The following is a 12,734-nucleotide window of genomic DNA, read 5'->3' as shown; positions in this document are numbered from 1 at the left end:
TAAGAAAATTACGCCGCCCGGCGATTGCGCGAGAGCCGTTCCTCGGCTTGCGCGAGCACTTCGGGCAGGCCGCGCAGCACGACGATGTCGTTCGCGCGCAGCTTGGTTTCGGGGTCGGGCTCGACGCCGCGAATGCCGTGACGCCGGATCGCGGTGACTTCGACCCCGCTGCCGACAAGGCCGAGATCGTCGAGCGAATGCCCGACCGCCTCGGAATTCTCGTCGATCGGTACGGATTGTAGCCGGACCTGCTCGTGGCCATCGTCGTCGTCCAGATCGTCCGCGCCGCGGAAATAGCCGCGCAGCAGACTGTAACGCTCGTCGCGCATTTCCTCCACGCGGCGCACGACGCGGCGCATCGGCACGCCCATCAGCACCAGCGTGTGCGAGGCGAGCATCAGACTGCCTTCCACGATTTCGGGAATCACTTCCGTCGCGCCGGCTGCGGTGAGCTTTTCGAGGTCGGCGTCATCGACCGTGCGCACGATCACGGGCAGCGTCGGCTCAAGCTCGTGGATGTTGTGCAGCACGCGCATCGCGGAAGGCGTGTTGGCGTAGGTGATCGCGACCGTCGCCGCGCGATGCAAGCCCGCCGCGAGCAGCGATTCGCGCCGCCCGGCGTCACCGAACACGACAGTTTCGCCCGCCGCCGCCGCTGCCGCGACGCGATCCGGGTCGAGATCGAGCGCTACATACGCGATGCCTTCGTGCTCCAGCATGCGCGCGAGATTCTGCCCGGCGCGGCCGTATCCGCAAATGATGACGTGGCCGCTTTGCTTGAGGCTTTGTGTCGCGATCTTCGTCATTTGCAGCGATTGCAGCATCCATTCCGACGACGACAGCCGCAACACGATACGGTCCGCGTTCTGAATGATGAACGGCGCGGCGAGCATGGACAGCAGCATCGCGGCGAGGATGGCCTGGAGGATGGTGGCATCGACCAGATGCGAATCCAGGATCAGGTTCAGCAGCACGAAGCCGAATTCGCCCGCCTGCGCAAGCCCGAGACCAGTGCGCATGGCCACGCCCTGCGGCGCGCCGAACGCACGCGCGAGCGCGGTAATCATCACAGCCTTCAACAAAATGGGCACGATAAAAAAGCCCAGCACCAGCAGCGGATGCTCCCAGATCACGCGCGGATTCAGCAACATGCCCGTGGTCACGAAGAACAGCCCGAGCAGCACGTCGCGAAACGGCTTGATGTCTTCTTCCACCTGATGCCGGTACGGCGTCTCCGCGATCAACATGCCCGCGATGAACGCGCCTAGCGCAAGCGACAGCCCGAACTTGTCCGTGATCCACGCCGCGCCGAGCGTCACCAGTAAGAGGTTCAGCATGAACAGCTCTTGCGAACGCCGCCGCGCGACCAGATCGAACCAGCGCGTCATGAACTTCTGGCCGATGAACAACAGCACTGTGAGCGCGACAACGATCTTCACCGCCGCGATGCCGAGCCACATGGCCAACTGCGACGAATTGCCGTTGCCGAACGCCGCGATGATGATGAGCAGCGGCACCACCGCGAGATCCTGAAACAGCAGCACACCGAAGATATTGCGGCCGTGCTCCGCTTCGAGTTCGAGCCGTTCCGCGAGCAGCTTGCTCACGATCGCCGTGGACGACATCGACAGCGCGCCGCCGAGCGCGAAACTGCCCTGCCACGACATCTCGATCCAGAAGTGCGCGATCCACCCAAAGATGAGCGCCAGCGCGATGGTCGCCGCGACCTGACACGCGCCCAGCCCGAACACGATGCGCCGCATCGAGCGCAGCTTGGACAGCGAAAATTCCAGTCCGATGGAGAACATCAGGAACACGACGCCGAATTCGGCGAGATGCTGCGCGCGGTCAGAGTCCGGCGCGATCCCCGCTGCGTGCGGACCCACGATGATGCCCACCGTCAGATAACCGAGCATCGGCGGCAGGTTGAAATAGCGAAATACCACGACGCCGGCCACCGAGCACAGCAGCAACAACAGCGTCATTTCGAGCGGAGAGATCATCCGTCCAGCGTCCTCGTTCGTCGGCTTTCCTAAGCGCATGTTTCAGTGCGCCGCGGTGTCTTGAGAAAAGCCCTTGACGCAAGGGCCGGCGGGGGCGGATAGGCGGCGGCGCCCGGCCCGCCAAGCGGCGCGGCGAAGGGTCGCCTTTGCTATACTCCGCGCATGATAGCGAAAATCAATGGCGACCGGGCGCTGGCGCTGGCTCGTAACGTAATCCAGATCGAAGCCGACGCCGTTCGCGGTCTCACCGAACTCCTCGACGACAACTTCGCCAACGCGGTCGAAGCGCTGCTCGACTGCCGTGGGCGCGTGGTCGTGTCGGGCATCGGCAAGTCGGGACACGTCGCGCGCAAGTTCGCCGCGACGCTCGCTTCGACCGGCACGCCCGCGTTCTTCGTGCACCCCGCCGAAGCGAGTCACGGTGACCTCGGCATGGTCACCGCCGACGACATTTTCATCGCGCTGTCGAACTCCGGCGAAACGGAAGAACTCGTCGCCATTTTGCCGCTCATCAAGCGTCTTGGCGCGCGATTGATCGCGCTCACCGGAAGGCCGGATTCGAGTCTCGCGCAGCTTGCGGACATGCATCTGAATGTACGCGTCGAAAAAGAAGCCTGTCCGATGAACCTCGCGCCCACCGCGAGCACGACCGCCGCGCTTGCCATGGGCGATGCCCTCGCCGTCGCCGTGCTCGATGCGCGCGGTTTCGGCCCGGACGATTTCGCGCGTTCGCATCCTGGTGGCGCGTTGGGCCGGCGGCTGCTCACGTATGTGCGCGATGTCATGCGCATCGGTGACCAAGTGCCGGTGGTGCCGCTGGATGCCACCATTTCCGATGCGCTGTTTCAGATCACCGACAAGCGCATGGGCATGACGGCGGTCATCAACGGCAATCGGCATGTCGAAGGCATCTTCACGGATGGCGACCTGCGCCGCGTGCTTCAGCGCGATGTCGATTTTCGCTCGCTCAAACTCGCGGATGTCATGACGCGTAATCCGCGCACGATCGGTCCGGACCATCTCGCCGTCGAAGCCGTGGAACTGATGGAGCGCTTCCGCATCAATCAGATGCTGGTCGTCGATGAGCACGCCACGCTGATCGGCGCGCTGAACATGCACGACCTCTTTTCCAAGAAGGTGATCTGATGGCGCAGAAGCCCAACGCAACGGCGGCCGAGCGCGCGGCCCGCGTCAAACTCATGATCTTCGATGTCGATGGCGTCTTCACCGACGGCAGCCTGTACTTCACCGCCGAAGGCGACACCATGAAGTCCTTCAATTCACTCGACGGCCACGGCGTGAAGATGCTGCAATCCGTCGGCGTGCAGACGGCGATCATCACCGGGCGTAAGTCGGGCATCGTGGCGGCGCGCATGAAGGAACTGGGCATCACGCATGTGTGGCAAGGCGTGGAGAACAAGACTGAAGCGCTTGCCGAATTGCTCGCGAAAACCGGCGTCGCGGCCGATGACTGCGGCTACATGGGCGACGACTGGCCCGACCTCGCGGTGATGCGCCGCTGCGGTTTCGCGACCGCGCCGGCCAACGCGCATCCCGAAGTGATTCAGCGCGCGCATTGGGTGGCCGAAGCGCGTGGCGGTCATGGCGCGGTGCGCGAAGTCTGCGACGCGATCCTGCGCGCGCAACACAAGTACGACGCGTTGCTCAACGCGGCGCTCGGAGCGTAGGCATCATGGCGCGTCCGGGAAAACTCGCTTCGCTGATTCCGCTCGTCGCCATGGCAGCGCTCGCGGGCGGCACGTACTGGCTGCTTCAGGCCACGCTGCCGCCCGCGCAACCCGCGCCCGAGCAAACCAAGCGTCACACGCCGGATTATTTCGCCGACAACTTTTCCGTCTCCGAACTCGACGCGACCGGCTCCACGCAATATCGGCTGACCGCCAAGACCATGCTGCATTACGAGGACGACGACAACAGCGACCTCACGCTGCCCGCCATGCGCCTGTTTCAGCCGATGAAGCCCACCGTGACGGCCACCGCGCAGCGCGGCACGGTGAACGGCGACGTGTCCATCGTGAATCTTTACGACGACGCGCGCATTCTCCGCGCAGCCGGTTACGGCGATCCGCAGATGCAAGCGGATTCGCAGCATTTTCGCGTGCTGGTGAACGACGATGTCATCGAAACGGAAAAACCGGTTAGACTTCAGCGCGGTCCGTCGGTGATGACCGCAAACGGCATGAACTACAACAACGTCACCCGGGAAATGAAGCTGTTCGGCAACGTGCGCGGCGCCATCGCTGCGTCGGACATCGGCGGCTCTTCCAAGTAAATCCCGGGCATTCCATTCCGAAGTGTGACTGCATGAACGAAAGCTTCCCTCGTCCCGATGGCAGCCCCACGCGCGCAACGCTCGCGCGCCTCGGTGCGCGCGCCGGCCGGGCCGGGCTCGCGGCCGCCGTCGCCGCGCTCGCTGCGTTGCCCTTCGCGGGCTTCGCGCCCGCCGCGCACGCCGAGAAGGCCGACCAGCAAAAGCCGCTCAACATCGAAGCGGACAACATGTCCTATGACGACCTGAACCAGAAGAACATCTTTACTGGCCATGTCGTCGCGACCAAAGGCACGATCGTCATCAAGGCGGATCGCGTCGAAGTCACGCAGGACCCGCAGGGCTATCAGTACGCCACGGGCACGTCGAACGGCGGCAATCTCTCGTATTTCCGCCAGAAGCGTGACGGCGTGGACGAGTACATCGACGGCAACGCGGTGCGCATCGACTACGACGGCAAGAACGACTTCACCAAGCTCACGACGCGCGCGGTCGTGCGCCGTCTGCAAGGTCTGACCAACGTTCAGGACGAAGTGCATGGCAGCGTCATCACGTATGACGGCCAGAAGGACTTCTACACGGCGAGCGCCGGGAAGGATCAGTCCGGTCCGGGCAATCCGTCCGGCCGCGTGCGCGCCATTCTCGCGCCGCGTTCGGGCGGCTCCGCGCCGCTGAACGGCCCGCCCGCGAACACGCTCTCACCGTCCAATTCGATTCAAGGAACGCCGCAGCAGTGAACGCACCCGCCATGCCCCATCGCAAGCCGGACGGCCAGTCGAGTTCGCTCGTCGTCCGCAATCTGAAGAAGCGCTACGGCTCGCGTACCGTGGTCAAGGACGTCTCGCTGGATGTGAAAAGCGGCGAAGTGGTCGGGCTGCTTGGCCCGAACGGCGCGGGCAAGACCACTTCGTTCTACATGATCGTCGGCCTCGTGCCGCTCGATGCCGGTGAGATCGACCTCGACGGCAATTCGATCAGCCTCATGCCGATTCACCAGCGCGCGCATCTCGGCCTGTCGTATCTGCCGCAGGAAGCCTCGGTGTTCCGCAAGCTGACGGTGGAGCAGAACATCCGCGCGGTGCTCGAACTGCAAACGGACGAATCCGGCAAGCGTTTGTCGAAGGACGCCATCACGCAGCGCGCGGAAGCCTTGCTCGAAGAACTTCAGATCGCGCATCTGCGTGATAACCCGGCGCTTTCGTTGTCGGGCGGCGAGCGGCGGCGCGTGGAAATCGCGCGGGCGCTGGCGACCAATCCGAGCTTCATCCTGCTCGACGAACCCTTCGCGGGCGTGGACCCGATCGCCGTGCTGGAAATCCAGAAGATCGTGAAGTTCCTGAAGCAGCGCAATATCGGCGTGCTCATCACGGACCACAACGTGCGCGAGACGCTCGGCATCTGCGATCACGCGTACATCATCAGCGATGGCAGCGTGCTTGCGGCAGGTGCGCCGAGCGAGATCATCGAGAACGAGAGCGTGCGGCGGGTTTACCTCGGCGAACATTTCCGCATGTGAACGTCGCGGTGGCGTGGCGCGGAAATCGTGCGTCGCACCAAGCCGGTCAGCAAAACTTACGTGCCGCCCTTCGAGGCGGCACAGTTTTTTTCGGATTCGCCGCAAGGGGCCTCGCGCGTGGCAAACTCTCTACAATGATTAAAACTTTGCCATGAAAGCCAGCCTCCAACTCCGCCTCTCACAGCATCTCGCGCTCACCCCGCAGCTTCAGCAGTCCATCCGGCTGCTGCAGTTGTCGACGCTCGAACTGCAACAGGAAGTGGCGATGGCGGTCGCGCAAAATCCTCTGCTCGAAAACGACGACGACTGGATCAACAGTCCCCTGCGCGTGGCCTCCGATGGCTCGCTCATCACCTCGCCTGCCCCTCAAAGCTCGCCGCCCGATTCGATGATGAGCAACGGCTCGTCAACAAGCACGTCGAGTTCCGAGCGGTCGGAAAACAGCGAGCCACAGGGCGTCGATGAATACAACGGTATGGGTTCGGACAACGGCACGGACAGCAGTTCGTGGAACCTCGAAGACTACGGCCGCTCGAACAACGCCTCCGACGACGACGATCTCCCGCCGCTGCAAATCCACGAATCGACCACCACGCTGCGCGATCATCTGACGGCGCAACTGCGCATGACGTCGGCGAATCAGCGCGACCGTGCGCTGGTGATTTTTCTCATCGAGTCGCTGGATGAGGACGGGTATCTGTCGGCATCGCTGGACGAAATCCGCATGGATTTGCCTGACGAACTCGAAGTCGATGTCGATGAACTGAGCGCGGCGCTCGCGCTCTTGCAGAGCTTCGATCCGCCCGGCGTGGGTGGGCGTTCGGCATCGGAATGTCTGAAGCTCCAGTTGCTTCGGCTGGATGGCTCGCCCACGCGCACGCTCGCGCTCGATATCGTGACGAACCATCTCGAATTGCTCGCCGCGCGCGACTTCACGCGTCTGCGCAAGCAGCTCAAGGCCGGCGACGATGCGCTGCGTGACGCGCATGTGCTCATCAAGTCGCTCGAACCGTTTCCGGGCGCGGCTTACGGCAAGAGCGAAGCGGATTACGTGGTGCCGGACATTCTCGTGCGCAAGATGGCGAGCGGCTGGACCGCCGAACTGAATCCGGAGATCGTGCCGAAGCTGCGTATTAATCATCTCTACGCAAACATTTTGCGCAATAACCGGGGCGATCCGGGCAGCGGTTCGCTGCGTCAGCAGCTTCAGGAAGCGCGCTGGCTCATCAAGAATATTCAGCAGAGATTCGAGACAATTCTTCGTGTCGCGCAGGCCATTGTCGAGCGTCAGAAGAACTTCTTCGCACATGGCGAAATTGCCATGCGCCCCTTGGTTTTGAGGGAAATTGCTGATACGCTGGGTTTACACGAATCCACAGTTTCGCGTGTGACAACCGGGAAATACATGCTCACGCCCTTCGGGACGCTCGAGTTCAAGTACTTCTTCGGATCGCACGTTTCGACTGACACAGGAGGCGCGGCATCGTCCACGGCGATCCGGGCCCTCATCAAGCAACTGATAGGAGCGGAAGACCCTAAAACTCCTCTTTCAGACAGCCGCATTGCCGAACTGCTGGCAGAACAGGGTTTCGTCGTTGCGCGTCGCACGGTAGCCAAATACCGCGAGGCGCTCAAGATCCCGGCAGTGAATCTGCGCAAGTCTCTTTGACCCGTCTCTGTAGTCCATCGCATGTTGCGATGGGCATTTACCGGCCGCAACGCTATGCGCGGACGAGCCGGCCCATGCGGCCCGCTTCATGCGCCAGCATCATGTGGTGACATGCGGGCAGTATGGCCGACCGGTATCGGACGAGCATGGCGGTTCCAACGGCCACTAGCTTGGAGAGCAACTATGAATCTGAAGATCAGCGGACACCACCTCGAATTGACGCCTGCCTTGCGTGAGTACGTCATCACGAAGCTCGACAGGGTGCTCCGTCATTTCGATCAAGTCATCGACGGAAGCGTGGTCCTCTCGGTCGACAATCATAGGGAAAAGGAAAAGCGGCAAAAGGCGGAAATCAACTTGCATCTGAAGGGCAAGGACATTTTTATCGAGAGTTGTGACGCTGATATGTACGCGGCCATCGACCTCATGGTGGACAAGCTGGACCGGCAGGTCATTCGTCACAAGGGCAAGATCCAGGGTCACGCGCATGAATCGGTGAAATATCAGGGCGAGCCGCAGGAAGTTCAGCTCCCGGCGTCGTAATCCTGAGAACGCGGGCGCTTGCTCACCGTTCGCCGGAACGCCACAGCCGCCGCTGAGGCCGGCGGCAGGATTGGAGGAAAACCTCGAATCATCCGGTGTTTGTGTGTAGAAAGCGCCTCATGAACCAAGCCGCCCGAATGGCGGCTTTTTTGTTGCAATATTTGTTGTTGCGTGGCACAAGCCATTGATTTTCCGCATGTTGTGCTGCACATTCAATTTGCAGACGGCGCAATGGCGCGCCGCACCATCACGGTTTAGGCTGTTTTATAATGGTCCGGTCAGCATCGGGGTCATACAACAGTAACGCTGTCAGCGCGCCACAAGCGCATTTCGTCGTTTCATCATCGCCGTGAGCGCTTTCGCAGCAGCCACGATGAGGAGCAATCAGGCCACGCATCTGCCTGCCAACATGAATCGTTTAGCCAAATTTCTTCCCCTCGAGAACGTGGTTCTCGGACTGTCCGTTACCAGCAAGAAGCGTGTATTCGAGCAAGCGGGTCTGATCTTCGAGAATCAGAACGGCATCGCCCGCAGCACCGTTACCGACAATCTCTTCGCTCGTGAGCGTCTCGGCTCGACCGGCCTCGGCGAAGGCGTCGCCATTCCGCATGGCCGCATCAAAGGGCTGAAGCAACCGCTCGCCGCTTTTGTGCGTCTTGCCGAACCGGTTCCGTTCGAATCGCCCGATGGTCAGCCGGTCTCGCTGCTGATCTTCCTGCTCGTGCCCGAGCAGGCCACCCAACAGCATCTTGAAATTCTCTCGGAGATCGCACAACTGCTCTCCGACAGCGAGGCGCGCGAGCGTCTGCACAAGGAAGAAAATCGTGAAGCGCTCTATCAAGTGCTCACGCAATGGCAACCGTAACGGCTTTACCGACTTAGCGAACCGCGTCCACACCTCGCCCCGTGTTGCAGCCGCCACGGGGCGTATCGCGTGCGCGGTGCAACTGGGGCACAATCGATCAAAACGCAGCGCCAGGCGCAACGCGAAGCAATCCGCTTCGACGCGCCCAGGCTGCTACCGGCTTCCAATGGAGTTCCGGCCTCATGGATACGTCCAGCATCAACGCCCAAAGCATTTTCGACGACAACGCCGCCGCACTGAAACTGAGCTGGCTCACGGGGCACGAAGGCTGGGAGCGCGGTTTTTCGAGTGAAACGGTCGCCAACGCGACATCGAGCGCGGACCTCGTCGGCCATTTGAACCTCATCCACCCGAACCGGATTCAGGTGTTGGGCGATGCCGAAATCGCCTATTACCAGCGCCAGTCGGACGAAGACCGTTCGCGTCACATGGCCGAACTCATCGCGCTGGAGCCGCCGTTCCTCGTCGTCGCGGGCGAAGTCGGCGCACCGCCGGAACTGGTTCTGCGCTGCACGCGCTCGTCCACGCCGCTGTTCACCACGCGCATGTCGGCGGCGGCGGTCATCGATAGTCTGCGCGCGTATATGTCGCGCATTCTCGCGCCGCGCGCGACGCTGCATGGCGTGTTCATCGACATTCTCGGGATGGGCGTGCTGCTGACCGGCGACTCGGGTCTCGGCAAGAGCGAACTCGGTCTCGAACTCATCAGCCGTGGTCACGGTCTCGTCGCGGACGATGCCGTAGACTTCGTGCGCCTCGGTCCAGATTTCGTCGAAGGACGCTGCCCGCCGCTGCTGCAAAATTTGCTCGAAGTGCGCGGCCTCGGCCTGCTCGACATCAAAACGATTTTTGGCGAGACCGCCGTTCGCCGGAAAATGAAGCTCAAACTGATCGTGCAACTCGTGCGTCGTCCGGATGGCGAATTCCAGCGCCTGCCGCTCGAAAGCCAGACCGTCGATGTACTCGGCCTGCCGATCAGCAAGGTGACCATTCAGGTGGCGGCCGGCCGCAATCTGGCCGTGCTGGTGGAAGCCGCCGTGCGCAACACGATCCTGCAACTGCGCGGCATCGACACGCTGCGCGACTTCATGGACCGTCAACGTCTGGCCATGCAGGACCCGGACAGCCAGTTTCCCGGCAAGCTGATTTGAGCGCTCGCGCGCGTAAAAACCCCGTCGTTTTCAGGTGCTAAGATTCAAGCGAACGAGTCGAAACCCATGCGTATCATCCTGATCACTGGCATCTCCGGTTCCGGCAAATCGGTCGCGCTGAACGCCCTCGAAGACGGCGGTTACTACTGCGTGGACAATTTGCCGCCGCGCTTTCTGCCCGAGCTTGCCGGCTATCTGGCGGGCGAAGGACACGAACGTCTCGCGGTCGCCATCGATGCCCGTTCGAGCCTCTCGCTCGACGAAGTGCCCGCCATCATCAATCAGCTCTCCCAAGACTTCGACCTGCGCGTGCTGTTCCTCAACGCCAGCACGCAGTCGCTCATTCAGCGCTTCTCGGAAACGCGCCGCCGTCACCCGCTGTCCGGTTCGCCCCGGCACGAAGCCGATGTCGGCGTGCTCAACTCGCTCGCGGAAGCCATCGAACGCGAGCGCGAACTCGTCGCGGGTCTCGCGGAATACGGCCATCAGATCGACACCAGCAATCTGCGCGCGAACGTTTTGCGCGCGTGGGTCAAGCGCTTCGTCGAAACCGACGCCGCCGATCTCACGCTGATGTTCGAATCGTTCGGGTTCAAGCGTGGCGTGCCGCTCGACGCCGATCTCGTCTTCGATGTCCGCACGCTGCCGAACCCGTACTACGACCATCAACTGCGGCCGTTCACCGGGCTCGATAAACCGATCATCGATTTTCTGTCCGCGCAACCGCTTGTCGGTGAGATGATCGACGATATCGGGACGTTCGTCGGCAAGTGGCTGCCGCGCTTTCGCGACGACAACCGCAGCTATCTCACCGTCGCGATCGGCTGTACGGGCGGGCAGCATCGCTCGGTGTACATTGCTCAGGCGCTGGCCGCGCGCTTCGGCAATCAGGCGAACGTGATCGTGCGGCATCGGGATGCGCCCATCCCTGTGGATGAGAGCGCCATTCTCACGCGAACCTGATCGCCGCCGGCGGTCCACCCTGGAGGCGCGCGATGTCATCGAACATATCCGCTCTCAACGAATTGCCGCTGTTCCCGCTGCGCACGGTGCTGTTTCCCGGCGGTCTGCTGCCGCTCAAGATTTTCGAGGCGCGTTATCTGGACATGGCGCGTTCGTGCCTGCGCGAGCAAACGCCGTTCGGCGTGTGCCTGCTCAAAAGCGGTCATGAGGTGGCCTCGCCCGGCGATCCTTCGATTCCCGAGAACATCGGCTGTCTCGCCGAAATCTCCGAATGCGATGTCGATACCTTCGGTCTCCTGCTCGTGCAGGCGCGCGGCACGGAGCGCTTCAAGCTGACCGATCACTGGGTGGAAGCAAGCAATCTGCTGGTCGGCACGGTGCGGCTGATCGGCGAGGACCGGCCGCTTCAGGGCCCGGAAACGCTCGCCAAGTTCGGCGCGTGCGCGGAAGTGCTGGAGCGCATCATCGATACGATCAAGACGCGCGAGCCGCAGAACCTGCCGTTCATCGAACCGTATTTGCTGGACGACCCGACGTGGGTGTCGAACCGGCTCGCCGAAATCCTGCCGATTCCCATGCGCGCGCGCCAAAAGCTCATGGAACTGACCGATGCCGGTGCGCGCATCGACGTCGTGCATCACTACATGCAGCAGCACCAGTTGCTTTAGAGCAGCGAGCCGGACAGCGCATCGATGAGCCTGCGCACCGGCGCGGGCACGCCGAACGAATCGATGCGCGCGAGCGGCGCCCACACGGTTTCCACCTCGTTGAATTCGCCCGATGCGGCGCGCGCTTCGCCCAGACGCGGCTCGATTTCCAGCTTGAAATGCGTGAAGGTATGCGACATCGGCGCGAGCCGCTGAAGATGCGCGTCGCAGCCATTGCTTTGCGCGAGCGTCTTCAACGCGGATTCATCCGGCGCTTCGGGCAGGCTCCACAAGCCGCCCCAGATTCCCGTGGGCGGACGCTTTTGGAGAAGGATGGAGTCGCCGTCGCGCAGCACGAGCATCCAAGTCTTGCGCGTGGGCACCGCTTTTTTCGGGCGCGCGGTGGGCAACTCTTTTTGACGCCCTTCGACCTTCGCCACGCAATCCGATGCAAACGGACAGCGCGCGCAATCCGGCTTGCCGCGCACGCAGAGCGTCGCGCCGAGGTCCATCAAGCCTTGCGTGTAGGCCGTGACTTCCTCTTTGTTCGCGGCGTCCGGCAATAAGGATTCCGCGAGCGTCCACATGGCGTTCTCCACGCGCTTCTCGCCCGGAAAACCTTCGACGCCGAACACGCGCGCCAGCACGCGCTTCACGTTGCCATCGAGAATCGTCGCGCGCGCGGCGAACGCGAACGATGCGATCGCCGCCGCCGTCGAACGTCCGATGCCGGGAAGCTCCGCGAGTTCATCCACGGTTTGCGGGAACGCGCCGCCATGCTCGTGCGCCACGACCTGCGCACAGCGATGCAGATTGCGCGCGCGTGAGTAATAACCGAGACCGGCCCACAACGCCATCACGTCGTCGATGGGCGCATCGGCGAGCGCGGTCACGGTCGGGAAGCGCTCCAGAAACCGCGCGTAGTACGGAATCACGGTCGAAACCTGCGTCTGCTGAAGCATGATCTCCGACAGCCAGATGCGGTACGCATCGCGCGTGTTCTGCCACGGCAAATCGTGCCGCCCGTGAATGCGTTGCCACGCGATGAGGCGCGAGGAAAAGTCGGTGAGTGCGAGCATCGGGGACT

General features: G+C 62.5%; 13 protein-coding genes. 11 read left to right on the top strand and 2 right to left on the bottom strand.

Going from position 1 to position 12,734, the window contains the following annotated elements; translation table 11 throughout:
* Positions 1 to 8 precede the first annotated feature (8 nt).
* Positions 9 to 2,003, bottom strand: a complete 1,995-nt coding sequence (locus ACZCWR_RS04015) for a monovalent cation:proton antiporter family protein (protein WP_487302437.1) — start codon at positions 2,001 to 2,003, stop codon at positions 9 to 11.
* A 162-nt stretch (positions 2,004 to 2,165) separates the two neighbouring features.
* Here ACZCWR_RS04015 and kdsD point away from each other — a divergent pair, with 162 nt between their 5' ends.
* The 11 genes from kdsD (at position 2,166) to ACZCWR_RS03960 (ending at position 11,668) form a co-directional block, all read left to right on the top strand.
* Complete coding sequence (kdsD, locus tag ACZCWR_RS04010) at positions 2,166 to 3,149, top strand: arabinose 5-phosphate isomerase KdsD (RefSeq protein ID WP_487302436.1); 984 nt, start codon at positions 2,166 to 2,168, stop codon at positions 3,147 to 3,149.
* Positions 3,149 to 3,691 (top strand): KdsC family phosphatase, encoded by a 543-nt coding sequence (locus ACZCWR_RS04005; RefSeq protein ID WP_487302435.1) that lies wholly within the window; start codon positions 3,149 to 3,151, stop codon positions 3,689 to 3,691. Before kdsD ends, ACZCWR_RS04005 begins: the two co-directional genes overlap by 1 nt.
* A 5-nt stretch (positions 3,692 to 3,696) precedes the next feature.
* Positions 3,697 to 4,296, top strand: coding sequence for an LPS export ABC transporter periplasmic protein LptC (gene lptC, locus ACZCWR_RS04000; RefSeq protein WP_487302434.1), 600 nt, complete (start codon positions 3,697 to 3,699; stop codon positions 4,294 to 4,296).
* A gap of 32 nt (positions 4,297 to 4,328) precedes the next feature.
* Positions 4,329 to 5,030 carry a lipopolysaccharide transport periplasmic protein LptA gene (lptA, locus tag ACZCWR_RS03995; RefSeq protein ID WP_487302433.1) on the top strand — a complete coding sequence of 234 codons (702 nt, stop codon included), beginning with the start codon at positions 4,329 to 4,331 and terminating at the stop codon, positions 5,028 to 5,030.
* Between the two features lie 11 nt (positions 5,031 to 5,041).
* A complete protein-coding gene (gene lptB, locus ACZCWR_RS03990) occupies positions 5,042 to 5,809 on the top strand; it encodes an LPS export ABC transporter ATP-binding protein (protein WP_487303236.1) in 768 nt (255 codons plus the stop codon).
* A gap of 151 nt (positions 5,810 to 5,960) precedes the next feature.
* Positions 5,961 to 7,478 carry an RNA polymerase factor sigma-54 gene (locus tag ACZCWR_RS03985; RefSeq protein WP_487302432.1) on the top strand — a complete coding sequence of 506 codons (1,518 nt, stop codon included), beginning with the start codon at positions 5,961 to 5,963 and terminating at the stop codon, positions 7,476 to 7,478.
* Between the two features lie 183 nt (positions 7,479 to 7,661).
* The gene (hpf, locus tag ACZCWR_RS03980; protein WP_487302431.1) at positions 7,662 to 8,021 is read left to right on the top strand and encodes a ribosome hibernation-promoting factor, HPF/YfiA family; all 360 of its coding nucleotides are present in this window, start codon (positions 7,662 to 7,664) and stop codon (positions 8,019 to 8,021) included.
* 409 nt (positions 8,022 to 8,430) lie between these two features.
* Complete coding sequence (gene ptsN, locus ACZCWR_RS03975) at positions 8,431 to 8,886, top strand: PTS IIA-like nitrogen regulatory protein PtsN (protein WP_487303235.1); 456 nt, start codon at positions 8,431 to 8,433, stop codon at positions 8,884 to 8,886.
* Positions 8,887 to 9,068: 182 nt separating this feature from the next.
* Entirely contained in the window at positions 9,069 to 10,037 is a 969-nt protein-coding gene (hprK, locus tag ACZCWR_RS03970; RefSeq protein WP_487302430.1) for an HPr(Ser) kinase/phosphatase, read from the top strand.
* Between the two features lie 66 nt (positions 10,038 to 10,103).
* Positions 10,104 to 11,000, top strand: a complete 897-nt coding sequence (rapZ, locus tag ACZCWR_RS03965) for an RNase adapter RapZ (RefSeq protein ID WP_487302429.1) — start codon at positions 10,104 to 10,106, stop codon at positions 10,998 to 11,000.
* A 32-nt stretch (positions 11,001 to 11,032) separates the two neighbouring features.
* Entirely contained in the window at positions 11,033 to 11,668 is a 636-nt protein-coding gene (locus ACZCWR_RS03960; protein WP_487302428.1) for an LON peptidase substrate-binding domain-containing protein, read from the top strand.
* On the opposite strand, the gene mutY is transcribed toward ACZCWR_RS03960, so the two are convergent.
* Positions 11,665 to 12,726 (bottom strand): A/G-specific adenine glycosylase, encoded by a 1,062-nt coding sequence (mutY, locus tag ACZCWR_RS03955; RefSeq protein WP_487302427.1) that lies wholly within the window; start codon positions 12,724 to 12,726, stop codon positions 11,665 to 11,667. The genes ACZCWR_RS03960 and mutY overlap by 4 nt on opposite strands.
* Positions 12,727 to 12,734: the final 8 nt, after the last annotated feature.

It is taken from the genome of Caballeronia sp. A2-2 (assembly GCF_057612605.2).
Note: the sequence above shows the minus strand (reverse complement) of the source record. Positions and strands in the feature narration are given on the sequence as shown.